Raw genomic sequence first — 25,387 nt, 5'->3', positions numbered from 1 at the left:
CTTTTATTGTAACGGAAAGAACAAAAAAATGAAAACATTATACATATTTTCTTCTTTTCACATAGAATTGTACTATTAATTTTCATGTTAAACTAACAAAATAGAATTTTTGATTTTGTTTTTTAACCTTTGATCATGATGTATTATATAAACAATTCGTGCATGAAATATCCAAAAGAAGCTTTCAAATAAAACATCAAAGAAAAGCGTAAAAAGGAGGATACAATGGAGAAATATTTTGAAGAAGCACACCGTTTCTGTTCTCAGAATAGAATTTACTAAAAAAAGACACTATGTGTGGTTGTTTTTATTGTTTAGAAATTTTCATCCCAAGTAAAATTAATGAATGGTGGGATGATGATACAGCAGTTTGCCCCTATTGTGGTATTGACTTTATTATAGAAGAGGGTTCTGGATTTAAAATCATTGAAACCTTTTTAAAAGAAATGCGCCAAAGATGCTTTGAATAATTAAATTTATTCTCCTCATTACACAAACCATAACGTGAAATTTTAATCAGTGGTGGACTTTTTCCCTCACTGATTATCAGCTCTCACCAATCAGACTTTTACGGGCAGCTGATCCCCACCTAACTTCTTTTCTTTCACTGAATTTTGAAGTGAAGTCTTAATACCCATTAATAAGGGGTAAAGTGAAACTTTAATCGGCGGGGTTCTTCATCCCTTACTAATTGTATTATTATCGTCTAACAGAGACTTAAAACAAAAAAGCTACCTCATGGCAGCTTTTTTGTTTTAGAAGTGTTTAGAAACTAATTCTACTAACGCTTCTTTTGGTTTGTATCCTAACGCTTGGTCAACCACTTTACCATCTTTTAATACGAAAAGAGATGGAATGCTCATTACTTCAAAACTGCGAGCTGTTTCTTGGTTTTCATCAACGTCTACTTTTACTACTTTTACTTTATCGCTTAATTCTGCATCGATCTCCTCTAATACAGGAGCGATCATTTTACAAGGACCACACCATGGTGCCCAGAAATCTAATAATACAATCCCTTCGCTTGTTTCAGCTGCGAAGTTTTGGTCAGTTGCGTTTACAATTGCCATTTTATTTCCTCCTTCAAGTATATTCTACCAAAAGTATATCATTAAGTTATATACGTGGCGAATATTATGTATCGTTATGTATTGTAACAAAAAAATGTTCCTTTATACTATACAAAAATATAAAGTCTATGCTAAAAAACGAGAGGCAGGGGACCTCTCGTTTTTCTATATATAGGGGTATTTCACTTGAAACTCAAGGGTTACTCAAATTAAGAATGTACTTTTAACTTTTTAAACTCTTCTGTTAATAAAGGAACCACTTCGAATAAATCGCCAACAATACCATAGTCAGCTACTTTGAAGATACTTGCTTCTGGATCTTTATTAATTGCAACGATTACTTTTGAGTTAGACATACCAGCTAAATGCTGAATTGCGCCAGAAATACCGCATGCAATATATAAGTCTGGCGTAACAACTTTACCTGTTTGTCCAATTTGTAATGAGTAATCGCAATACTCTGCGTCACAAGCACCACGTGATGCACCAACAGCACCACCTAATACATCTGCTAATTCTTTTAACGGTTTAAAACCGTCTTCACTTTTCACTCCGCGTCCACCAGCAATAATAACTTTCGCTTCTGAAAGGTCTACACCTTCTGCTGTTTTACGCACAACATCTTGAATGATTGTACGTAAATCTTTTACATCAACTGTAATAGAAGATACATCACCTGTACGCGCTTCATCTTTTTCAAGTGGCGTAATGTTATTTGGACGAACTGTCGCAAATAGAATGCCATCTGTTACAACCTTCTTCTCAAACGCTTTACCAGAATAAATTGGGCGTGTGAAGACAACATTTCCACCTGCAACTTCTAATGCAGTTACATCAGAAACAAGGCCAGCTTCAAGCTTAGCAGCTAACTTTGGTGATAAATCTTTACCGAGTGCTGTATGTCCAAAGACAATACCTTTTGGCTTCTCTTCACCATACACAGCTAAAAATGCTTGTGCATAACCATCGGATGTATATGATTTTAATTTATCATTTTCAACTGTCACAACGCGATCTGCACCGTAATGAATCAATTCATTTGCAAAAGATGCAACGCTCTCTCCAACTAGAAGGCCAACCACTTCACCGCCTTCTGCGATTGTTTTCGCTGCTGCTACTGCTTCAAAAGAAACGTTACGTAGTGATCCGTCACGAACTTCACCCATTACTAATACTTTACGAGCCATAGATTTTCCCTCCTGCATATATAATTTCGTATTTTATTAGATTACTTTCGCTTCTGTATGGAGCAACGATACAAGTTCTTTTACTTGATCTTGCAGCTCGCCTTGTAACACTTTTCCTGCATCTTTCTTAGGAGGTAAATAGATTTCGATTGTTTTTGTTTTTGCTTCCACATCATCTTCCTCTAAATCTAAATCATCTAATTCTAGTTCTTCAAGCGGTTTTTTCTTCGCTTTCATAATACCTGGAAGCGATGGATAACGCGGTTCATTTAAACCTTGTTGCGCTGTTACTAAAAGTGGTAGTGATGCTTCAATCACTTCAGTATCACCTTCGACATCGCGCTCAATTTTCACGCTTGTGCCATTAATTTCAAGCTTCGTAATTGTTGTTACATATGGAATATTTAGCGCTTCCGCTACGCGTGGTCCAACTTGTCCAGACGCACCATCAATCGCTACGTTTCCACCTAAAATTAAATCTACTTCTTTATCTTTTAAATATTCAGCAAGCACTTTCGCTGTTGTAAATTGGTCACCATTCTCAACATCATCTTCAATATTGATTAATACCGCTTTATCACAGCCCATCGCTAGCGCAGTGCGAAGTTCTTTTTCACTATCTTCTCCGCCAACTGTTACAACCGTAATTTCACCGCCTTGTGCGTCTCTTACTTGAATTGCTTCTTCAATCGCATATTCATCGTAAGGGTTGATGATGAATTCCGCTTCGCCATCATAAATTGCACCGTTTTTAATTACGATTTTCTCTTCTGTATCAAATGTTCGTTTCATGAGTACGTAGATGTTCATTCCATTTACCCCCTTGTTTTTCAGAAAGATTCTATCAATTTTAATATTCCGTTAATTTATATTAAAAAAATAATTTGAACTACCTGCCACTAAATGAAGGTTTGCGTTTTTCTAAGAATGCCGCTACACCTTCTCTTCCATCTTCACTCGTAAACACTTCACCAAATATTTGTGCCTCACGCTGTACACCTTCATAATAATGAGATGATTTTGTTGTTTGTAATAGCTCTAACACAGCACGAGTTGTCGCTGGGCTTTTGCCAGCAATTTGTTTTGCGATTTTGAGAGTCTCTTCTAAAAGTATTTCTTCTGAGAACACGCCGTTAACAAGTCCCCATTCTAATGCCTGTGCACCTGTAATTGGTGTACTTGTTAGCATCATTTCACAAGCCTTCGCTTTACCAACATAGCGTGGCAAACGCTGTGTACCTGCAAAGCCAGGAATAAGTCCAAGCGTTAGCTCTGGTAAACCAAGCTTTGCACTTTCAGTTGCAAAGCGCATGTGGCAAGACATAGCGAATTCAAGGCCACCGCCAAGTGCCGCTCCATGAATTGCCGCAATGATTGGTTTTGAGCACTTTTCAACACGCTCAAACGTAACTTGTCCAAGCTGTGCTAACTCTGTTGCTTGTTTCGCTTCCTCAACAGAAGTAAACTCTTTAATATCTGCTCCTGCTGAAAAGAAGCGGCCTTCACCATGAAGAACAACAACGCGGATATTTTCATCCTTTTCGACTTGATCAATTAGCTCAGTAACGTCATGCATAACTTGTGAAGACATCGCATTAGCTGGTGGATGATTTAACGTTGCCACCGCAATATGGTCTTCTACTGTTACAGATAGGAATTTCAACATGATCCCTCCCATTATTGACGATAACCACAAGCTGAAATAAGCAGCCCATGTACCGTTTTTGAAAGTGCGACCAAATCATATTTATGATCGCTCATTACCCAATTGGTCACAACTTCATCTACTGTTCCGAAGATCATTTGTCTTGCTACGCGAACATTTAAATCCGCTTGGAATTCTCCTTGTCTTATACCTGTTTCCAAAATCTCATCGATGACTTGTAAGTATCCTTTTAATACTTCATTTATTTTGAGGCGTAACTCTTGGTTGGATTGACGAAGCTCTAGTTGCGTGACAATAGCAAGAGGATCATTTTGTGACAACAGCAAGAAGTGCGTTTCTACCAACATAAATAACTTCGCTACAGCGCTTTCAATTCCTGCTGTTTTTTGGCGAATTTTTTCTATAAATTCTCCCATCTTCTCTTGGAATAAGGATATTAATATATCTTCTTTATTTTTAAAATATAAATAAATAGTTCCATCAGCAACACCAGCTTGCTTTGCAATTTTAGAAACTTGCGCTTGATGGTATCCATTTTCTGCAATCACAATAACCGCAGCATCAATAATTTGGTTATATTTTGGTCGATTTTTTTTCACTTTACTGTCCCCTTCAAGAAGATGACTGAATGAGTGGTCATTCATATTTCATATAATACTGACTATTTAAAAAAATGTCAATCCTATATCCTATATTTTCAAAAAGAAAGGGCCTTTAGCCCGTCTTCTCATCCTCTTTCTTCTTCTGTTCTTCATCTATAAGGACACGGCGTAAAATCTTCCCTACTGTTGTTTTTGGTAACTCGCTCCGAAACTCATATACTTTTGGGACTTTATAAGCAGCCAAATATTTACGAGCAAATTGATCTAACTCTTCTTCAGAACAAACTTCTCCTTCTTTTAGCACAACAAAAGCTTTCACAGTCTCACCGCGATACGGATCTGGAACACCAATCGTAACCACTTCCTGCACTTTTTCATGCTCATATAATACTTCTTCCACTTCGCGCGGATAAACATTGAATCCGCTGGCAACAATCATGTCTTTCTTGCGATCTTTCACATAGAAAAAACCCTCTTCATCCATATACCCAATATCACCTGTGTGTAACCACCCGTCCTGTAATACCGCTGCTGTTTCCTCAGGCTTATTCCAGTATCCTTTCATCACTTGCGGGCCCTTCACTACAATTTCACCAATCTCACCGGGTGGCAAATATTCTCCTGTTTCAAGTGACATAATGCGTGCATCTGTATCTGGCCACGGAACACCAATACTTCCCGGCACACGTTTTTTCCATAAGAAATTGCCGTGTGTAACTGGAGATGATTCTGTGAGTCCATATCCTTCTACCAGCTTACCGCCTGTAATCTTTTCAAATTTCTCTTGTACCTCTACTGGAAGTGGGGCAGAGCCACTAATACAAGCCCGAATCGAAGAAATATCATATTCCCGAAGTAGAGGACTATTTAAAAGGGCAATATAAATTGTTGGAGCTCCCGGAAATAGTGTAACTTTATGTTTTTTAATCGCTTCAAACACCATTTTCATATCAAACTTCGGAACCAGTACCATTTTATACCCTTGCATAATAGCCAAATTCATTACAGCAGTCATTCCATACACATGAAAAAATGGAAGAACACCGAGAATGACTTCCTCTCCCTCTGTACAGTTATATAGCCAATGCACACCCATCAGTGTATTCGATACAAGGTTTTTGTGTGTTAACATAACTCCTTTCGGAAAACCTGTCGTACCTCCAGTATATTGTAAGAGTGCTAAATCATTTTCAGGGTCACACGGCACTTCTACCATTTCATCACTTTCTTTTTCTACCGATTTCCAAACATGAATCGTATCACTTTCCGTTACTGTTACAACCAGGTTGCTTTGCTTCTTTTGTACAACTGGATAGAGTAAATTTTTTGGAAATGGCAAAAAGTCAGCAATGCGGGTTACAATAACGTGCTCCACCTTTGTAGCAGATTGAACATTGGTGACTTTCGGAAAAACTAGGTCAACACAAAGAATAACTTTCGCCCCGGAATCATGGAGCTGATATTCTAACTCCCTCTCTGTATAAAGGGGATTTGTTTGTACCACTATACCACCTACAAGTAACGTACCATAATATCCAATCACAGCTTGCGGACAATTTGGTAACATAATCGCAACTCGGTCACCTTTTTTCACACCAAGCCTTTTAAGGTAATTTGCAAATTGTATCACCTTACGATCTAACACTGCAAATGTAATATCTTTCCCTAAAAAATGAAGCGCTTTCTTTTCTGGGTACCGAGAAGACATCTGCTGTAAATATACATGGAGCGGCCGCATATCATTAGAAATTGTATGTGGAATTTCCTTTGGATAATTTTGTAACCAAGGTTTCTCCATTCCCATTCCTCCTTCCTGTTCTTACACAAATAAAATGAATGTCCATTCATGATGATTATTTTCATTATATTATAGTCATAACAGTGTTACAATCATAATATTCTGACTCTTACACAACTATTCATTTATAATCTCACCCTATATGTACTAGCCCTCCTACAAGATCTTTTGCATCTATTCTAATTGTATAGGGGAGCCAAGATGTACATTCTAATATTTATTACATACAGCTTTTTTCTCTTTCGGCTTATATTTTTTGTCTTGATTGTATAATCTAAATTCAGTTGATCTATCTAATGTATGAAAAAGGAAGGCTTCCTCATCATTTAGAAGCCTTCCCCCTTTTATGCACTATTTTTTATTTTTCTCTTCTCGCACCAAATCAATTACTACCTCTTTACCATCCACATCTTTTAGTAGTACTTTAAACTGTTGGATATTATCAAAGGAAAAACCTCCTCCTTTCACGAATTTACCCTATGAATGTAACCATAGGGGGGATAAAATGTATCAAACAATTGAAGGCTTTTTAAAAACGTGGAAATACGAGGCTGATTCTACGCAAAAGGTATTGGATGCATTAACGGATGAATCGCTGACTCAAGAGATTGCACCTGGTCATTGGACTTTAGGTAGAGTTGCTTGGCATATCGTCACCGCGATTCCAGTAATGCTGTCAGGGACAGGTTTACAGTTTGAGGAGGAAACAAAAGATTCTCCTGTACCAACTTCCGCAAAGACGATTGCAGAAAATTACCGTAAAGTAAACACAGCTTTTGTTGAAGCAATTCAAACGCAGTGGACCGATCAAGATTTAACAACAATTAACGATTTCTTTGGACGTCCCATGCCGAATTCTATATTTTTAATGACTCTCATTAACCATCAAAACCATCACCGCGGTCAAATGACTGTTTTAATGCGCCAAGCTGGCTTGAAAGTTCCGGGTATTTATGGACCTACAAAAGAAGAATGGGATGCTACTGGTATGGAAGCTCCGAAAATGTAGCAGTATGTTATAATGCTAAATAAGACAAGGAGACTAAATACCTTGTCTTTTTCTGTAACTTGTTTCATGTGAAACTATTTTCTATACAACGATTACTTTATTATCGAGTATAAAGGACCGAACCGCTTTGACATTTCTCCAGAAGTTCAGGAGTATTTAAGTCAACATTCTAAAATTACAAAGTAATACGGCTAAAACATAGAAGTAAAAAAGAGCTAGCGTCATGCTAACTCTTTTTTACTTCTTTTGGTCACGCTGCTATATCTTCGTTCTCAATATTTTTAATCCCATAATAAGCAATTATAATCCCAATAGCTGCAAGCGCGAATTGAAGCGGGAGAAAGGTCGCTGGTGAAAACTCTGGTTGATTTTGACATGCAATCGCCACAACAACTAAGGAAGAGAGAATTGTTGTTGGTACAGAATATTTACGCATACCAAAGTATAACGGAATTAAACTTGTTCCTGCAGCTGCAATGGCAAAAGGAACCACTTTTATACTTTCTTGAATCAACGCATCTATCGTTATTGTATTCGGAATAACTAACATATAGCTATTTAACATAAAGAAAACACTTACTACAAAAATGTTAGATAATACAACTGTTATAAAGGTTAGCATTGCTGTAATTAATAACTTACTAGCGATGATTTTTTTTCGATTAATCGGATACGAAAACATGAGCAATATTGTTCTGTTTTTATATTCTTCAATTACTAATTTTGCAATTAATACTCCTGCAAAGACAATAAATGTTCCTCTCACCATTGTACTAGCCATTAAAAGCATCATTTGAGAATTTCTTAGTTCTAAACCTCCTTCAATTTGTGACACATAGCCTACAAAAAACAAAAGCGCAACCATCAATATATTTGCGATAATCGTACCCTTCACATACCACCCAAGCTTAAATTTCTTCATTTCTAGCTTCATGAGTTGCAGCATTTCATTCCCTCCCTAGTTCATCTATGTTTATTTAACAAATCGATTCGATCTTTCTTACTGGCATATAAGCAACAAGTAGGTCAATACAAACTAATATAATTGGAATAACGATAAAACTTAGCAATTAATCATGTATTTTAAAAACATTCTAATTCCAGTTATAATGACGCTTACTATCCCTATTGCCATTAAAAGCAAAAAAACCTTCTGCTTTGGATTTCTGTAATATAAGATTCCTCCTATTAAAAGTGCTATAAACCCACCGACTATATTAAGTACCAGTAAATCCATAACCATTCCTCCCTAATTGCATTTATTATTCTGAACACTGTTGCTATTCCTATCAAAACAGCACTTAGTATAGAGTAAATCACTGGCATTCTCATACGTATTGATTCATGAGTAAATCCAAGAAAATCAAAGTTATGAATTTATATTTATAGTTCCTTTTTTGCTTAAGAGCTCTAGTGTATTTAATGCATCACCAATCGTGCCTTCTTTTGATTTTTCCGTATTCGTTTTTTTGTTAAATCCATTTAAATTCACTGCTATATCAGATGAATTACTGTTAGCAGTAAGCTTTAATGAAGTAGGAATTTCTTTATAAGACACCTCAATATCTCCTGACTTTGTTTCTACAAGTAATGTTTTTCCTTCTTTTATATCTTTAATTGATACTTCACCATCTGTTGAAGTGATTTTCATATTATTGCCGTTCACATTTGTCATATAGCTATCACCAGTAGTAGAAGATACGAATAGTTCTTTTAATGAACTATCTTTTAAACTTAGTTCCCCAGTTTTTGATGTAAACATACCTTTTTCTGCTGATAGTCCTACGATCTTTTCAGAACCAGAGACGTTTGAAAATACAATATTTTTAGTCGTTATATCATTCATTTTTATATCACCAGAGCTATTATTCAATTTAATCGTACCTACTCCATTTTTGGGGATGGAAATATAAATAGTACCGTTCTTTCCAAAACTGAATCCTCCCCAAAAACCTTCCTTTTTCTCTTTCTGACTAACTACAATTTTCTCCCCATCATTTTTAATTGTTACAGGATCATTTTTCTTATCTTTTTGTTTTCCTTCAACTGTGATTGTTATTTTTTTTGATTCCGTATTTTTGAATTCAACATCCCAATCTTCGTTATTTATTTCTATTTCTTCCACACTATCTACTGCAAAGGAGATTTCTTTTTCAAAACTCTTTGTCCCTACTTCTTTGAGACTAAAAGCTACTCCAACAATTACAATCATTAAAATAGAAGCTAATATAATTTTCTTCACTCTTTATTCCCCAGTTCATTTTAAATCTACGCATTATTCATGATCTTATCTTTATTTAAGCCACATCCATTTTGTCAACTTTATGATACGAAAGATAGCCAATTGTAAGACCTAATAGACAAAATGCAATTGGTACTACAATGAAGTCAAACAAACTAATCTGTAATTCCCCATTAGAAACAGTTGAATTAATCAATAGTCCAATTAATATAGATGACGTAATCGTTGTAGGAGTTGACTTTTTTCTCATACCAAAATATAAGGGAACTAAGCTGATTCCAGCCATCATAAATGCGCTAAGAAAAGTAGCTGGAATGGTAGCAATGATTTGATCCATAGTAACAGGTGTTTCAAAGAATCCTATCATTGGATTTAAGAAGAAAGTTAACACATTGATCATAAAAGTAGTAACAATTATGCTGCAAAAACAAAATCCAAAAACAATTGCTAACTTTGCTTGCATGATTTTTTTTCGTTGTAATGGATAGGTAAATAATAATTGCATTGTTTTACTCCTGTATTCATCAATGACTAAACGTGATAAAATGACAGCTGAAAAAATGATAAATGTTACTCTAATAAAAATATTCGCTAAAGACATAAATCCCGCATAATCCGTAAACATTAAATCACTATCAACTTTAGAACCCCATGCCATAAGACCAACTGCGGCAAAGATTGCTACAATACAAATTGCGACTCCTCTAAAGTAACCAGATAAGTGATGTTTTCTCCATTCTAGCTTCATTAGTTTAAACATGTTAACTGCCTCCATTAATATGATTTAAGACGTATTTTTCTAGATTCACCTTATTGAAACAAATCTACCTGTTCGATTTTTCTTATTGCCATATAAGCAATCAACAGACCAACACAAGCTAATGTAATGGGAATTACGATAAAATCAAAAACCGAAATTTCCCCATTCAAACTAGCAGTAACTAAACATACGATAATAATTGCGGATACGAATGTTGTCCGAACTGAATACTTTTTCATTCCGAAGTAAAGTGGGATTAAACTAATTCCTGTTGTCGCTAATGCATTTACAAATAATTTGACCGCGTTCTCGGCTAAAATAGATATCATTAATGGTTCAGTAATAACTGGATAATATATATTCACAACATAAACGAAACTAAATATGATAATTTCTGAAATGATAATTGCGCATAAAGTAAACAAAATAACGATAAGCATTTTTGCTGCCATCATTTTTTTACGATTAATCGGGTACATGAACATAACCGTCATCGTCTTATTTTGAAACTCTTGAATAATAAATTTGGCAATTAAACTTGCTCCAAAAATCATAAATGCCGCTCGTGGAAAACGATCAATCAATTGAAATGCACTATCATAACTATTCACTTCTCCATCAAACATAATTAATGAAATAAGTATAGAAATAATAAAAGTTGCAAGGAATGCCCCTCTAATAACCGGCCACAACTTAAATTTCATAAGCTCAAGTCTCATTAAATTAAGCATGGATCCCCTCTCCATTCACGAGATTCAAGAAATATTCTTCTAATGAACTATGCTTTTTGTTTATACTTTCAATTTCTACGTCATTCATGATGAGCGCTTTAGAAATCGCTTGCTGCGTCGCTGTCACTTCATACACGCGAATCATACTCTCACTCATAATTTTGTAGTTTGTTATACGTAGTTTATTTTCTAAAACATAAGCTGCTCGTTTCACATCTTGAACTTGAATTTCAATATACTCTGTTTGCTTACCATTAATACTTTTCATAGAAACTTCTTTTATTAATTTTCCATTTTGAATGACCCCAATTGTATCTGCCATCTGCTCCATTTCACCTAAAATATGACTAGAAACTAATAGAGTAATTCCATATTCTTTGCAAAGCATTTTAAATAAGTCGCGCAGTTCTCTAATACCGATTGGATCTAAACCGTTGATTGGTTCGTCTAAAATTAATAGCTCCGGTTTTGTCAAAATTGCTCTGGCAATTCCTAACCTTTGCTTCATCCCCAGTGAAAAATCTTTTACTTTTTTATTCTCCACGTTGTGTAAATTGACAAGATCTAATGCATGCTCAATCTCCTTCTTGTCGTAATAACCCATATATTCACAATGTAAATATAAATTTTCTTTAGCTGTTAATTTGTCATAAAAGATTGGATATTCAATAATTGTTCCCATTCGTTTTAACACGTCATAAGATGTATCGGTTAATTTCTCACCGAAAATTTCAATATCCCCACTCGTTGGTTTTATTAAATTGGTAATCATCTTCATAATCGTTGTTTTACCAGCACCATTCGGTCCTAAAAAGCCATAGATTTCTCCTTTTTTCACATGCATATTAACCCCAGAAATCACTTCTTTCCCCTCAAATACTTTTGTTAACTGATTTGTTTTTAATACATAGGACATATCATTTTCCCCTTTCGCTTTCACTTCATACTTCCCCCGCATTAACGGGCAGTAAGATTTCCCTAACTCGAAGGAAGATAAAACTGCCCGTAAATGCCCGATTGGTTCAACTAACCATCAGTGGGGGATAAAGCCTCCCCACTGATGGAAGTTTCACTTTATATCATAGACAATGAAAGTCTCTTTTTTCTTACCCATTCCTTACAAATTCCTTACGTTCAAAAAAAGCTTGTAGAATACTCTTTTCTACAAGCTAAAACTCTATTTTTTTCAGCATAATTGTAAATATTGTTTTCTCATACGGCGTACTGGAAAGATGAATTTCTCCGCCTAAAGCTTCTACCAATCGTTTTGTAATCGTAAGCCCAAGGCCGCTTCCTTGATACAATCGGTTCCTTGAATCCTCTAGCGTATACATGCGTTCAAATACTTTATCAATATGAGATTCATCAATTCCTTTCCCGCGGTCCCATACCTCAACATACACGCACCTATCATCTTCTCTTAATGTAATACCGAGTGTTTTTCCGCCATATCCATACGCAATCGCATTGGATATTAAATTATTTAACACCCTACCTAGTACTTCTGCATTTCCAAGTGCATACACATTCTTCTCAGGTATATCAATATGCACCTCAAACCCTTTCGTCGTCAATAAATCATAAAAGGATAAAATCTTTTCTCGGCACACTTCATTCATGTTTACCTTTGTCATTTCGATTGCTTTATCTCCAGACTCTAACTTTGCCAAATCAAAGAATTTATGAATGAGTTCCATGACTTCGAGTGTTTTCAAATGTACCTTTTCTAGCAATGCTTGTTGTTCCTCTTTATTCATCGTTTTATCTGTATTTAACATTTCTGTATATCCAAGAATAACAGTGAGCGGTGTTTTTAAGTCATGTGAAATGTTAGAAAGCATCTTTCTCATCGAAATTTCAACCTTCGCATGATCAGCATTCGTTTTTTGTTTCGCATCTAATAAATGATTAATTGCTACTAATAATTTTTGCAGTTCTTTATCATCCGTCACAACTAATAATTTCTCACCTGTTTGCTGCTTTACAATATCCTGTAACTTTTCATATGTATAGCGTACATTTGCACTTTTACTTTTCTGTATTCTATATTGAAAATAAATAACACCTAATAATATGAAGATAACGATCGTTAAAAGAGAGATCATACTACATCACTTCCAACTTATAGCCAATGCCCCATAATGTTTTAATATATTCTGGATTAGAAGGATCATCTTCAATCTTCTCACGCAACCGTCTCATGTGAACATTAATCACGTTATCATCACCATAATATTCTTCATTCCAAATCAGGTTATAGATTTGTGCTTTTGTAAATACACGATTTTGATTCTTCACAAATAGTTTTAAAATCTCAAATTCTTTCAAAGTCAGTTTTAGCTGTTTTTCTTTTTTTTGCACAGTGAAATTGATCAGATCAATTTTTAAATCACCAATCTCAATCGTTTCTTCTTTCTGCTCCGTGGCTGAATACTTTGTAGATCTTCGAATGCTTGCCTTTACCCGAGCTGCCAGTTCAATCATAGAAAATGGTTTACAGATGTAGTCATCTGCTCCAAGTCCTAAACCGACCGCCTTATCCACATCCGTATCTTTTGCGGACATCATTAAAATCGGCACAGCACTTTTTTCGCGAATGATTCTCACAACTTCTAATCCGTCTAGCTTTGGCATCATGATATCGAGAATGATTAAATCAAATGAGCCTTTTAGAAATGTGAGAACTCCTTCTTCTCCATCGGATGCAATTGTTATTTGAAAGCCCTCTTTGATTAAATATTTCTCGACCATTTCTTGAATCGCGCTATCATCTTCCACGAGTAAAATATGATGTGACATGCTTCTATCCCCTTTTTTTACAAACATTAACAATTTAATTGTAACTGAAGTCGATAAAGGTGAAAAGAATTATATGAAAATTCAATCCGACTTCATTTCTTTTCATAACAATGTTATGATGGAACTCACAACTATTGTTTACAATTAACCTAATATAAAGGAGTTTTACCATGTCAGAAAATAAAAAAGTAAGCTTAGCTGATTTAATGCGCGAACAACTTGCAAAGAAAAAGCAAGGAAATGGAAACGGATCAAATACTGCAAATCAAAGTCAAGCAACGAAAAAATTACAAAATCAACAAACAAAGAAAACAAACAACCAACGTAGACGTACAGGTGTGTAAATGAACGGGCAAAAACGAGCTAACATTTCACCAGGTCTTGAAGTTGACATTGTCTTAAAGAAAGATCAACGTACTGGCACACTCACTCGAGGGATTGTAAAAGATATTTTGACAAATTCATCGTCTCATCCACACGGCATTAAAGTGCGCTTACAAGACGGACAAGTTGGCAGAGTGCAGCATATTGTTCAATAGGAAAAGGAGCTCATTTTGAAATTGAGCTCCTTTTCTTATATCGTTTTTTATCTGTAAGTCGATATCCTTTGTCAAAATGCTGATATGTTTTAATTATCCTTTAATTTTTTCAATAAAAACAACCTTTAAATAGTCGCCTTCTTTAAATTGGTCAATCGTACGGAAATCTTCTGGCAAAGAATGTTCTTCTAATATTTTATATTTGCCATTCATTTCTTTGAACGCTGTATCAATAAAACCTTTAAATTTTTTCATATCAAATGTACTGCAGTTTGTAGAAGCAACGATAATACCGTTGTTTTCTGTAATGGCGATTGTTTCTTTTAATAGGTTTTTATAGTCTTTTGCTGCACTAAATGTATATTTTTTAGACCGTGCAAAGCTTGGTGGATCTAATACAACCATGCCAAACTTCATCTGTTTCTTCGCTGCGTATTTAAAGTAATGGAAAACGTCTTCTACAATAATATCTTGTGCTTCATAGTCAATGCCGTTCACGCTAAATTGTTCAATTGTTTTACTTAAACTACGATTCGCAAGATCAACACTTGTTGTTTTTGTCGCTCCGCCAAGCGCTGCGAATACAGAGAAAGCACCTGTATAAGAGAACATATTTAACACTGTTTTACTTTTCGCGTATGTGTCACGAATTTGTTTTCGAACGTTACGCTGATCTAAGAATACGCCAACCATCGCACCATCATTTAAATACACGGCAAAGTTTACACCGTTCTCTTTCACGATGATTGGGAACTCGCCGCGCTCTCCAGCAACAAAATCATCGTCTTCAATATACTTTCCTTTTGTATCAAAACGCTTCTTCTGATAGATTCCTTTGAAGTTTGCTACTTTCTGAAGAGCCTCAATGATTTCATTTTTGAATGAATAAATCCCTTCGCTATACCAGCTTATTACATAAAAACCGTCATAATAATCAATGATTAAACCGCCAAGTCCATCACCTTCACCATTTACAACACGAAATGCAGTTGTATCATTCGCTTTGTAAAAACCTTTTCGTTTATGTAGCGCCGATTTGATTTTTCTTTCAAAGAAAGCTTGATCAATATGCTCTTGCTCTTTTCTTGTTAAAACCCAGCCATATCCTTTATTTTGCTTTCCGTAGTAGCCTTTACCAAGAAATTGGTTCTTCTCATCAACAATTTTGATGATTTGCCCCTCTTCACGTATATCATTTAAGTTTTGAATTGCATCTTTTAAAATAAGTGGATAGCCACTTTTAATTTCTTTTATAAATTTCGGTTTTATCTTTACAGTTACTTCTGATCGCATGTAATGTCTTCCTTTCCATTTGAATGCTTTCTATTTAGTAGGAAGCATTTAAAAAACGAGGCTCAAAAAACAGCCTCGTTTCACTATACCATATTATTGCTTTGCGGGTACAACTAGCTCTTCATCTAGCACGACCGTTATATATTTATACAATGTAGAAGATGAGACTCTTATCTAGAGATCAGTCTTAGAGCACTGTCCAATGGAAAAAACCTGTACATAAATAAGGATTTTCATTCCTCTCAAAAATCAAATAATTAATTTTAAATATTGTGGTTTTTCACGAAACCATAATGTAGCAATCCATTTTTCCCCTTCATGTACTGGGCTACAAAAGGATCATCATGGAGAACAATTGGCATTTTATTCATAATGTACAATCCTCCTCAAACTTTATTGAACGACGATATTATAACCGAATAGGTGTTACAAACAAGGATTAATAAAATGACAGTCTTTTTTAGTTCAAAAACTCCTTCATCAATGAATAATAGATTTAGATAACGTGAAACTTTCATCAGTGAGGGTTTTCTTCATCCCCCACCAATCGGGCTTTTACAGGCAGTAATACAGGATAAATCCCCCTATAAATGTGTGTGTAGGCTTTTCTATCAAAAAGAGACTTCCTTTACATGAAAGTCTCTTTTCCTCATTTTTCGACGACAACCTCTCCCTTTTGAAAAGCAGAAACGACATACCCAACAAACATACCGATCATTCCTGGAATTAACCATCCAATCCCTACACTATAAAACGGAACTTTTTCTAAAATCGGCGCTAATGCTGCAATTTGAATGTGTGCATTATTTAATCCATCGAAAAAGCTAATAACAAATGCTCCTATAATACCACCCACATACATTGCCAACGGGATACGAAGGTAATTTTCAATTAGCGATAATATGATTAATACGATTCCAATTGGATAGATTGCTATTAAGATTGGTAATGCTAATGCATTTAATTGTGTTAAACCTAGGTTTGCTACCATAAATGCTAACACGCAGAAGATAAAAACAACCTTTTGATAAGACAGCTTTGGTAGTAGTGCTGAGAAAAAATCTCCACAAGCTGCGACAATCCCAACAGAAGTTGTTAAACATGCAGCCGCAATTGCTACCCCAAGTAGTAGTATGCCGTAATTTCCAAATAAATGATGAACAACGTTTGTTAAAATAACACCGCCGTTTTCTCCCACTCCAAGCGATACACTAGAAGCCCCAAGGTAAGCGAGCGCTAAGTAAACGATAAGTAAGCCAAGTGCTGCAATAATCCCTGCAAAGATTGTTACTTTCGCAATACTTTTCTTATTTGTAATCCCTTTTCCTTTTAAAGCATTGATAACCACATTTCCGAAAACAAGTGCTGCTAATCCGTCTAATGTTAAATATCCATCAATAAATCCTTTAAACAGTGGATCTTTGTATGTTTCTGTCGGTGCACCGAACTCTCCAATTGGTGTAATAAGTGCTTTAATAACAATAATTGCAATGACAGCTAATAAAATTGGTGTTAATACTTTTCCGATGCGCCCTACTAATTTTGAAGGGTTTAATGCTAAATAGAAAGTAACTGCAAAGAAAATGAATGTAAAGATAACAAGTGGATATGCTTGGCCCGCTACTGAACTTGATAAAAATGGAGCGACTCCCATTTCATAAGCAACCGTTCCTGTACGCGGAACGCTGACGAATACACCTAAACATAAATAAATCACAACTGTAAAAACAAGTGCAAATAACGGATGTACGCGACCTGCTAATTCATTGATATCTCCTTTTAAAGCAATGACAATAACCCCTAGTAAAGGAAGTCCTACCCCTGTAATGATAAAACCAAGCAACGCAATCCATACATCTGTTCCAGCACCTTGTCCTAACGCTGGTGGGAAAATCATATTACCTGCGCCGAAGAATAGCGCAAATAACATTAAACTTATTGCAAACATCTCAGATAACTTTAAAGATAATTTCACTTTGATTTACCTCCTAAAAATTAATAAATAGACAAAATATTCAGAAATAAAAACTCGTTACATTTCCTCTTTCAATCCTACTTCCCCTATAAAAGAACGCAAAAAACACCCGTCCCTAACAAAGGGACGAGTGTTGAAATCGTGGTTCCACCCTTATTCTAATAAAATGAATGTATAACGAAATAAACTCATTTTATAGCTCGTGTAAATTGATAACGGTTTTATCCGTCAAGAATTACAATGCATCACGCCGTTCACTCTTGAAGTTTAGAGGTGGTAAGTATATCTTTTCGTATTAGGAAGCTCACAGCCTAAGGCTTCCCTCTCTGAGAATCGTAAAAAATAACTCGTGTCCTCATCATTACTTTTATAAAATATATTGTCGAATATTGTTGTTTTTTATTATATGGGCTATTTTAAAAAAAATCAATAGTTTTATTTTTTTTAAAATAAACACAGAAAAACAACTATAACTGCTTCAATAATTCCTGTAACTCTTGCTCTGTGACATTCCGCCACTCTCCAGCCTCTAATCCATCAAGCTTAATATTCATAATTCGTACACGCTTCAGTTTTGTTACTGTATATCCAAAAGCACGGCTCATTCGACGAATTTGTCTGTTCATTCCTTGCGTTAAAATAATTCGAAATGTAGAACTATTTACTCGTGTCACTTTACACTGCTTCGTTATTCCATCTTTAATCTTCACGCCACGGGACATTCCGTCAATAAACCAATCTGTAAATGGCTTATCGACCGTTACAATATATTCTTTTTCATGCTCATGATCTCCGTGTAAAATTTGATTGGCAATCCTTCCATCATTCATTAACAAAATCAATCCTTCCGACGCTTTATCTAAGCGGCCAACTGGAAAGATTCTTTCGGGATGATTGATATACTCGATGATATTCCCTTCAATATGATCCGCAGCTGTACAAGTAATGCCAACTGGTTTATGGAAGGCAATGTAGATTTTTTCTTTGTCCTCTTTTTCAATCGTTTTGCCATCAATCGTTACAATATCATTCTCCGTAACAATCGCACCGTGCGTACACACTTCACCGTTAATTTCCACGCGGTCCGCTTTAATAAGGCGGTCTGTTTCTCGCCTTGAGCAGGATAATGCTTCGCTTATAAATTGGTTAATTTTCATGTCATATTCCTTTTTTCTTATAGATTATCCGAAAAGAAAAAGCGTCAATCTCAGGCGGTATACTGATGCCGAGATTGACGCTCCTTTACTTCGCAAAAACCACTAAATAAATAACCCCAATCACCAAAAATATTCCGCAACAAGCTAACAATACTTTTGCAAGTTTGTCCATAAACATATAATGGTTTCCCCTTTTGCTTGGTTTTGTGCTATTTTAATTCGACAACTGTTACGCCTAGGCCTCCCTCGCCCATGTCACCGTAACGGTAGTTTTTCACGCCGCGATGCTTCTTCAAGTAATCTTGTACACCTTGGCGAAGTGCTCCTGTTCCTTTACCGTGAATGATTGATACGCGAGGATAGTTCGCAAGCTGTGCATCATCTAAATATTTTTCAACGCGCATCATCGCATTTTCAAAACGCTCGCCACGAAGGTCAAGCTCTAAGGAAACGTGATAGTCTCTTCCCTTAACAGTCGCGACTGCTTTCTTCTCAACCGGTTGTGGCGTATTAATGTACTCCATATCGGATTCTTTCACTTTCATCTTCAGAATACCAATTTGAACGTTCCACTCATTATCGCTTACTTTTTTCAGCAGCTGTCCTTTTTGACCGAACGTTAATACTTTCACTTCATCGCCTGCTCGCAATTGTTGTTTTGGCGCTGTGTTTTTCACTTTTACTTTTTGTTTTTTCACAAGCTCTGGCGCTGCCCCTTCTAGACGACTTTTCGCTTCAATGAGCTCATGATCTTTCACGTTTGCAAGCTGCGCTTTACGCAATTGACGCAGTTCATGAATGATGCCTTCTGCTTCTTTTTTCGCAGCTTCTACTTTTTCTTCGCCCTCTTTTTGTGCTTTTAATAATCTCTCATCACGCTCATCGTTAAATTCAATGATTTGACGCTGTAATTCACGATGAAGTTTTTCAGATTGTTTACGATGCTCTTCTGCTTCGTTCCATTCGCGCTCTGCATTTTTTTGACTTTCTTCTAGCTTCGCAATCATATTTTCGATTTTATTCGTGTCTGTACTAATATGATTACGAGCACGGTCAATCACGCGATCAGATAATCCAAGGCGTTTGGAAATTTCAAAAGCGTTACTGCGTCCTGGTACACCGATTAATAATTTATACGTTGGGCTTAATGTATTTACATCAAACTCAACACTTGCGTTAATAACTTGTTCACGATTGTAACCATATGCTTTTAGCTCTGGATAATGCGTTGTTGCGACAACGCGCGCTCCGCGGTTATATACTTCATCTAAGATTGAAATGGCAAGCGCAGCCCCTTCTTGCGGGTCTGTTCCGGCACCTAATTCATCGAATAATACTAAGCTTTCAAAATCAGCTTTTTCTAAAATATCTACAATGTTCACCATATGTGAGGAGAACGTACTTAAGCTTTGTTCAATCGATTGTTCATCACCGATATCAGCAAAAATGTTTTTAAACACACAAATCTCTGATTCGTCTAACACTGGAATATGAAGGCCAGATTGCGCCATTAATACACAGATACCAACTGTTTTTAATGTAACTGTCTTACCACCTGTATTCGGACCTGTAATAACGATTGTTGTGAAGTCTTTACCAAGCATAATATCGTTTGGCACAATAATTTCCGGGTTGATAAGCGGATGACGCGCTTTTCTTAAATCCATATAGCGTTCATTATTTACAATTGGTTTTGTAGCTTTTATTCGCTTTGCATAAAATGCTTTCGCAAAAATGAAATCAAGATTCGCAATAACCTCTACGTTTGCTAATACAGTATCTGCTTCTAATGCTACTTCTTCTGTTAACATCATTAAGATACGCTCTACTTCTTGTTTTTCTTTCACGCGTGCTTCTTGCAATGCGTTATTTAGTTCTACAATGACTTGTGGCTCAATAAATAACGTTTGTCCAGACGCCGATTGGTCATGAACAATACCACCATATACACCGCGGTATTCCTGTTTTACAGGAATTACATAGCGATCATTACGGATTGTTACGATTGCATCTGATAGCATCTTCTGTGCATTAGAAGATCGCGTCATATTTTCAAGTTTCTCACGAATGCGGCTTTCCGCAGTACGGATTTGGTTACGAATGCCGCGCAGTTTATCACTGGCACTATCAACTACTTCGCCACCATCACCAATGCAGCTTGTAATTTTCTTTTCTAAATCATATAAAGACACAATTTGCGCCACATAAGTTTCTAAGATTGAAAGCTCTACGCCATTATCGACCATATCTTCAATAAATCGCTTCATTTGGCGGCTACCATACATCGTACTTGCAATATCAAGAAGTTCATGTGGGCTTAACATACTTCCAATTTTCGCACGTTTTACATTTGGACGAATATCAAAAATCCCACCGAGCGGCACATGTCCTTTTAAGCGAATGACTTTTGCTGCTTCATCCGTTGTCTCTTGCATTTCTACAATTTCTTCAAAATCTGTACTTGGCACAAGGCTCTTCACTTTATCACGACCAAGTGAAGAAGCAACATGCTCAAGTAATTGTTCTTTTACTTTGTTATATTCTAATACACGCAACGTTCGTTCTAACATAAGTTGCCTGTCCCCCTTGTGTTACTTATTCCGTTTAATAAAATCTAATAAACGGTTCATATCCCATGTGTTAATCACGGTATCTTTTTGAATCCAGCCTTTACGTGCTGCCGCTACACCTGTTTCCATATCTTCTAACATTTCAAGTGTATGAGCATCCGTATTAATTGCTACTTTCACACCAGCATCTTGCGCTTGCTTTAGTAATTTTGCGCTTAAATCTAATCGGTTCGGATTCGCATTTAACTCTAAAACTGTATCTGTTTCTTTCGCAAGTTCAATGAGTAAATCTGTATCTACATCATACCCTTCGCGTCGTCCAAGGAGACGACCTGTTGGGTGGGCAATCATTGTAACATGCTTATTTTCAATTGCTGTGCGCAAACGTTTCATAATCGTTTCACGGTCTTGTGAGAAACTAGAGTGGATTGCACCAATTACATAATCAAGTTCTGCTAATACTTCATCATCAAAATCTAGCGTTGCATCTGGTAAAATGTCCATTTCGATTCCGCGTAAAATTGTGATATCCGGGTATTTTTCGTTAATGCGCTCAATCTCTCTTCCTTGTTCACGAAGACGCTCTTTCGTTAAACCATTTGCTACTTTCAAATATTGCGAGTGATCAGTAATTGCCATAAATTTATACCCACGTCCGCGGCACGCTTGTACCATTTCTTCAATGGAAAAAGCACCGTCGCTCCATGTTGTATGCATATGTAAATCACCTTGTATGTCAGAGAACTGAATTAAATTCGGATATTCTTTAATTAATTCGACCTCTTTTCCATCTTCACGTACTTCTGGTGGAATGAACGGCAATCCAAAATGAGCAAAGAATGCTTCTTCTGTTTCAAACGTCTTCACTTCTCCCGTTTCTAAGTTTTCCACACCGTACTCACTAATCTTTTCACCTTTATCTTTCGCAATTTGGCGCATTCTTACGTTATGATCTTTTGAACCTGTGAAATGATGAAGAGTTGTAATAAATTCTTCAGGTTTTACAAGACGGAAATCAATCGAAATATCATATTCATATTGAAGACGAACGGATACTTTTGTATCACCGCTTGCAATGACTTCAATCATATTATCAAACTGTAATAAATGTTCACGTACCGCTGCTGGCTCTGCCGTTGCGATGATGAAATCTAAATCTTTCACTGTTTCGCGAACGCGTCGTAAACTACCAGCGCGAGAGAATCGAACAATTTCCTGGATATTCGACAATTTCTCTTCTATTTCCCCGGCAATAGGTAGGACCATTGCAATCGGTAAACGCTCTGGACGAGATCCAACTTGAGCAATCGCTTCTAATATTTTCTCTTCCGTTTTCTTACCGAACCCTGCTAATGCCTGTACTTTATTTTCTTCACAAGCCCTTTGCAATGTTTCCATATCAATAATGCCAAGCTCTTTGTACAACTTTGCTACTTTCTTGCCACCAAGCCCCGGTAATTTTAATAATGGTAATAGGCTACTCGGCACTTCTTTTTCAAGTTCCTGCAATACTTCTGAAGTTCCAGCTTCAATATATTCTTGAATAACTGTCGCTGTTCCTTTTCCAATGCCCGGAATCTTTGTGAAATCTTCAATTTCAGAAAGACTACGATCATCGCTTTCTAATGCTGCTGCCGCTTTACGAAATGCGGATATTTTAAATGGATTTGCGCCCTTAAGCTCCATAAAAAGGCCGATTGTCTCTAGTAATTTAATCACTTGTTTTTTATTCACTTTCATTCTTGCCCCACCTTTCTTTCATAGAAAAAAACTTCTCTTTCCGAGAAAAGAGAAGTTATACTTTGCTACCTGTCTGCCATAGTTCCTTCACTTTTTCAGAAAGAATCGGTGTATCGTCTACAATTATTTTGCTGATTGATGATTTTTGCAGTGGCGTTTGTACTTGTTCAATCGGAAGAATTGTTCCAATAATAATTAAGACAAACAAAATAATGTACACTTCTAAAAAGCCAAGAAGTGCCCCAGCAAACGCATTCACCTGTTTTATAACTGGGATTTCTGTAAACATATTCAGCAAATTCCCAAGCAATGAAAGTGCGATTTTTGTAATAATAAATAATACAATGAACGCAATTGCTTGATAGAATACTGCTTCGATATTATTCGCATCAATCCATTCTGGAACAGATACGTTCTTATCAAATGGATATGGAATAAATTTCTCAAATGTTGGTGCTAAATCTTTGCAGTACCAGTACGCAACAAGGTATGCGATAATAAAGCTTGTTAACTTTACAAGTTGCAGGACAAATCCTCTTTTTAAACCGAGGAAAAATCCCATAACAAGCAGTAAAATGATAATAATATCAATCATGTTATTCCATTCCTTTTTTTGTCATACTTTCTTTCAATTTCTCATGTTCATCTTTTAATTTTATGTAATCGTGTATGACGTTTACCGCCGTCAATACCGCTAGTCTACTCGTATCAAGCGAAGGATTCTTGGCATTGAGTTCGCGCATTTTATCATCCACAATCGCTGCTACCATGCGGATATGACTTGTACTTTCATCGCCAACAACTGAATATTGTTGACCATAGATTTCTACATTAATTCGACTTTTATTTCCCTTTTGTTGTGACAACTCACCGGCCTCCAATCACGTACAGAATCCTAAAGTTTATCATACCATGAACCATCATAATATGGAAACAGAAAGAACAATCCGATATGATAAAAATAACAATATAAAAAAGGAGCGACTACTTTGTCAAATTCTATCGTAATCCAAACAAGTTCTAGAACAATTGAAGATATGAAACAGCAATATAAACAAGCAATTGCACCGAAAGTTCCGCAAGGCGGTGTCTTTATGGCAAAAGTCCCATCTTGTACAATTACAGCCTATAAATCAGGCAAAGTAATGTTTCAAGGTACTCGTGCTCTAGAAGAAGCAGCACGTTGGCAAAATGTTTCTCAAGCACCTAAATCTTCTGTTAAAAAAACGGCAAATTCACACTGCTATGCCCCGCCTTCTTCCATTGGAACAATGTCTATAGCAGGATCCGATGAAGTAGGTACTGGAGATTACTTCGGACCGATGACAGTTGTTGCTGTATATGTAGATGCAAAGCAAATTCCATTGTTAAAAGAACTTGGTGTAAAAGACTCTAAAAATTTAAACGATGCGCAAATTGCTGAAATTGCAAAGCAACTACTTAGCGTTGTTCCTTACAGCTCTCTCGTTTTGCATAATGAAAAATATAACGAACTGTTCGAAAAAGGGAACAATCAAGGTAAACTAAAAGCGCTCTTACACAATAAAGCTCTTACAAATTTACTAAAAAAGATCGCGCCGACAAAGCCAGAAGGCATCCTAATTGACCAATTTACACAACCTGATACATATTATAAATACTTAACAAAACAAAAAGAAGTCCAGCGTGAAAACGTGTATTTTGCAACAAAAGGCGAGAGTGTCCATTTAGCAGTTGCAGCAGCCTCCATTTTAGCTCGCTACTCATTCGTAAAACAGTTTGATGAACTAAGCAAAAAAGCGGGTATGCCACTTTCGAAGGGGGCAGGCAAGCAAGTTGATATTGCCGCGGCTAAATTGATTCAAAAACTTGGAAAAGAACGACTTCCTGAGTTTGTGAAACTTCACTTTGCAAATACAGAAAAAGCATTTCGTTTACTGAAAAAATAACTATTTTTCAGTATCGACAATATATAAATGAACTAAACAAAATAAAAACATATAAATAAGAGTAGTCGACATGACTACTCTTATTTATATGTTTAGCTTCGTTTTTGTCTCTTATTTGATGAAGATACTTTAAAAGAACCCGTTTCGTTTGTTGTAGTTCCTTGCCCTTCGACTTGCGAGGAACCAAGACTTGCTCTAGAAGGATCTTTTTTAATCTTTTTGCCCATTTTATTCACCCCTTCGCGTTACTTTTTACTTAGAGGCGAGAAACTATACAGCATAATAATCAAAATATATACTGCCGATCCAATCAGTATAAAG

26 protein-coding genes, 2 pseudogenes and 1 other annotated feature are annotated in these 25,387 nt (G+C 36.1%); of the genes and pseudogenes, 6 read left to right on the top strand and 22 right to left on the bottom strand.

Going from position 1 to position 25,387, the window contains the following annotated elements; all coding sequences use genetic code 11:
* The first annotated feature begins 225 nt into the window (after positions 1–225).
* Positions 226–470 (top strand): annotated as a pseudogene (locus MHH45_RS21270) (cytoplasmic protein).
* Between the two features lie 285 nt (positions 471–755).
* Here MHH45_RS21270 and trxA read toward each other — a convergent pair.
* The 6 genes from trxA to MHH45_RS21240 all read right to left on the bottom strand — a co-directional run bounded on the left by trxA (position 756) and on the right by MHH45_RS21240 (position 6,323).
* A complete protein-coding gene (gene trxA / locus MHH45_RS21265; RefSeq protein ID WP_016116533.1) occupies positions 756–1,070 on the bottom strand; it encodes a thioredoxin in 315 nt (104 codons plus the stop codon).
* A 209-nt stretch (positions 1,071–1,279) separates the two neighbouring features.
* Positions 1,280–2,257, bottom strand: a complete 978-nt coding sequence (gene etfA, locus MHH45_RS21260; RefSeq protein WP_016116534.1) for an electron transfer flavoprotein subunit alpha — start codon at positions 2,255–2,257, stop codon at positions 1,280–1,282.
* Positions 2,258–2,293: 36 nt separating this feature from the next.
* Positions 2,294–3,067 carry an electron transfer flavoprotein subunit beta gene (etfB, locus tag MHH45_RS21255; RefSeq protein WP_016116535.1) on the bottom strand — a complete coding sequence of 258 codons (774 nt, stop codon included), beginning with the start codon at positions 3,065–3,067 and terminating at the stop codon, positions 2,294–2,296.
* Between the two features lie 79 nt (positions 3,068–3,146).
* A complete protein-coding gene (locus tag MHH45_RS21250; RefSeq protein ID WP_016116536.1) occupies positions 3,147–3,923 on the bottom strand; it encodes an enoyl-CoA hydratase in 777 nt (258 codons plus the stop codon).
* Positions 3,924–3,934: 11 nt separating this feature from the next.
* Positions 3,935–4,522, bottom strand: a complete 588-nt coding sequence (locus MHH45_RS21245) for a TetR/AcrR family transcriptional regulator (RefSeq protein ID WP_018764425.1) — start codon at positions 4,520–4,522, stop codon at positions 3,935–3,937.
* A 115-nt stretch (positions 4,523–4,637) separates the two neighbouring features.
* Entirely contained in the window at positions 4,638–6,323 is a 1,686-nt protein-coding gene (locus tag MHH45_RS21240; protein ID WP_140385986.1) for a long-chain-fatty-acid--CoA ligase, read from the bottom strand.
* Positions 6,324–6,828: 505 nt separating this feature from the next.
* Between MHH45_RS21240 and MHH45_RS21235 the strand changes: the two genes are divergently transcribed.
* Together MHH45_RS21235 and MHH45_RS21230 are read left to right on the top strand one after the other, a co-directional pair.
* Positions 6,829–7,332 carry a DinB family protein gene (locus MHH45_RS21235; RefSeq protein WP_016116538.1) on the top strand — a complete coding sequence of 168 codons (504 nt, stop codon included), beginning with the start codon at positions 6,829–6,831 and terminating at the stop codon, positions 7,330–7,332.
* A 96-nt stretch (positions 7,333–7,428) separates the two neighbouring features.
* Positions 7,429–7,518: pseudogene (locus MHH45_RS21230) on the top strand (spore coat protein C); the annotation flags it as partial.
* Between the two features lie 64 nt (positions 7,519–7,582).
* Here MHH45_RS21230 and MHH45_RS21225 read toward each other — a convergent pair.
* From MHH45_RS21225 to MHH45_RS21190, 8 genes are all read right to left on the bottom strand, one after another.
* Positions 7,583–8,278, bottom strand: a complete 696-nt coding sequence (locus MHH45_RS21225; protein WP_016116539.1) for an ABC transporter permease — start codon at positions 8,276–8,278, stop codon at positions 7,583–7,585.
* A gap of 117 nt (positions 8,279–8,395) precedes the next feature.
* The gene (locus tag MHH45_RS21220; protein ID WP_016116540.1) at positions 8,396–8,569 is read right to left on the bottom strand and encodes a hypothetical protein; all 174 of its coding nucleotides are present in this window, start codon (positions 8,567–8,569) and stop codon (positions 8,396–8,398) included.
* 132 nt (positions 8,570–8,701) lie between these two features.
* Positions 8,702–9,574, bottom strand: coding sequence for a DUF4097 family beta strand repeat-containing protein (locus MHH45_RS21215; RefSeq protein WP_016116541.1), 873 nt, complete (start codon positions 9,572–9,574; stop codon positions 8,702–8,704).
* A 55-nt stretch (positions 9,575–9,629) separates the two neighbouring features.
* Positions 9,630–10,334, bottom strand: a complete 705-nt coding sequence (locus MHH45_RS21210; protein ID WP_016116542.1) for an ABC transporter permease — start codon at positions 10,332–10,334, stop codon at positions 9,630–9,632.
* A 50-nt stretch (positions 10,335–10,384) separates the two neighbouring features.
* Positions 10,385–11,065 (bottom strand): ABC transporter permease, encoded by a 681-nt coding sequence (locus tag MHH45_RS21205; RefSeq protein WP_088093815.1) that lies wholly within the window; start codon positions 11,063–11,065, stop codon positions 10,385–10,387.
* Complete coding sequence (locus MHH45_RS21200; RefSeq protein ID WP_033671547.1) at positions 11,058–11,981, bottom strand: ABC transporter ATP-binding protein; 924 nt, start codon at positions 11,979–11,981, stop codon at positions 11,058–11,060. The genes MHH45_RS21205 and MHH45_RS21200 overlap by 8 nt, the downstream gene beginning before the upstream one ends.
* 253 nt (positions 11,982–12,234) lie before the next feature.
* Entirely contained in the window at positions 12,235–13,170 is a 936-nt protein-coding gene (locus MHH45_RS21195) for a sensor histidine kinase (RefSeq protein ID WP_016116545.1), read from the bottom strand.
* A gap of 1 nt (position 13,171) precedes the next feature.
* The gene (locus MHH45_RS21190; RefSeq protein WP_016116546.1) at positions 13,172–13,864 is read right to left on the bottom strand and encodes a response regulator transcription factor; all 693 of its coding nucleotides are present in this window, start codon (positions 13,862–13,864) and stop codon (positions 13,172–13,174) included.
* 170 nt (positions 13,865–14,034) lie between these two features.
* Here MHH45_RS21190 and MHH45_RS21185 point away from each other — a divergent pair, with 170 nt between their 5' ends.
* Together MHH45_RS21185 and MHH45_RS21180 are read left to right on the top strand one after the other, a co-directional pair.
* Positions 14,035–14,208, top strand: coding sequence for a hypothetical protein (locus MHH45_RS21185; protein WP_016116547.1), 174 nt, complete (start codon positions 14,035–14,037; stop codon positions 14,206–14,208).
* Positions 14,209–14,403, top strand: coding sequence for a YwbE family protein (locus MHH45_RS21180; protein ID WP_016116548.1), 195 nt, complete (start codon positions 14,209–14,211; stop codon positions 14,401–14,403).
* Positions 14,404–14,496: 93 nt separating this feature from the next.
* Here MHH45_RS21180 and MHH45_RS21175 read toward each other — a convergent pair whose 3' ends face one another.
* The 7 genes from MHH45_RS21175 to zapA all read right to left on the bottom strand — a co-directional run bounded on the left by MHH45_RS21175 (position 14,497) and on the right by zapA (position 24,004).
* Positions 14,497–15,696 (bottom strand): class I SAM-dependent rRNA methyltransferase, encoded by a 1,200-nt coding sequence (locus MHH45_RS21175; RefSeq protein ID WP_088093814.1) that lies wholly within the window; start codon positions 15,694–15,696, stop codon positions 14,497–14,499.
* A gap of 649 nt (positions 15,697–16,345) precedes the next feature.
* Positions 16,346–17,671, bottom strand: a complete 1,326-nt coding sequence (gene brnQ6, locus MHH45_RS21170) for a branched-chain amino acid transport system II carrier protein BrnQ6 (RefSeq protein ID WP_016116551.1) — start codon at positions 17,669–17,671, stop codon at positions 16,346–16,348.
* A 119-nt stretch (positions 17,672–17,790) separates the two neighbouring features.
* Positions 17,791–18,042: a binding site (T-box leader), on the bottom strand.
* Positions 18,043–18,138: 96 nt separating this feature from the next.
* Complete coding sequence (locus MHH45_RS21165; protein ID WP_016116552.1) at positions 18,139–18,828, bottom strand: 23S rRNA pseudouridine(2604) synthase RluF; 690 nt, start codon at positions 18,826–18,828, stop codon at positions 18,139–18,141.
* A 209-nt stretch (positions 18,829–19,037) separates the two neighbouring features.
* Entirely contained in the window at positions 19,038–21,398 is a 2,361-nt protein-coding gene (locus tag MHH45_RS21160) for an endonuclease MutS2 (RefSeq protein ID WP_016116553.1), read from the bottom strand.
* Positions 21,399–21,419: 21 nt separating this feature from the next.
* Positions 21,420–23,138, bottom strand: coding sequence for a DNA polymerase/3'-5' exonuclease PolX (gene polX / locus MHH45_RS21155; RefSeq protein WP_016132095.1), 1,719 nt, complete (start codon positions 23,136–23,138; stop codon positions 21,420–21,422).
* A gap of 55 nt (positions 23,139–23,193) precedes the next feature.
* A complete protein-coding gene (locus tag MHH45_RS21150; protein ID WP_016116555.1) occupies positions 23,194–23,733 on the bottom strand; it encodes a CvpA family protein in 540 nt (179 codons plus the stop codon).
* 1 nt (position 23,734) lies between these two features.
* Positions 23,735–24,004: a cell division protein ZapA gene (gene zapA / locus MHH45_RS21145; RefSeq protein ID WP_000082702.1), complete on the bottom strand. Its 270-nt coding sequence runs from the start codon at positions 24,002–24,004 to the stop codon at positions 23,735–23,737.
* A gap of 123 nt (positions 24,005–24,127) precedes the next feature.
* Here zapA and rnhC point away from each other — a divergent pair, with 123 nt between their 5' ends.
* Positions 24,128–25,066 (top strand): ribonuclease HIII, encoded by a 939-nt coding sequence (gene rnhC, locus MHH45_RS21140; RefSeq protein ID WP_016116556.1) that lies wholly within the window; start codon positions 24,128–24,130, stop codon positions 25,064–25,066.
* 92 nt (positions 25,067–25,158) lie between these two features.
* Here rnhC and MHH45_RS21135 read toward each other — a convergent pair whose 3' ends face one another.
* Positions 25,159–25,293 (bottom strand): YuzL family protein, encoded by a 135-nt coding sequence (locus MHH45_RS21135; protein WP_077294892.1) that lies wholly within the window; start codon positions 25,291–25,293, stop codon positions 25,159–25,161.
* Between the last annotated feature and the right edge of the window lie 94 nt (positions 25,294–25,387).

It is taken from the genome of Bacillus sp. FSL K6-0042, assembly GCF_038006685.1.
GTDB lineage: Bacteria > Bacillota > Bacilli > Bacillales > Bacillaceae_G > Bacillus_A > Bacillus_A pseudomycoides.
The sequence above is the reverse complement of the archived record's forward strand: the minus strand, read 5'-3'. Positions and strand labels throughout refer to the sequence as shown.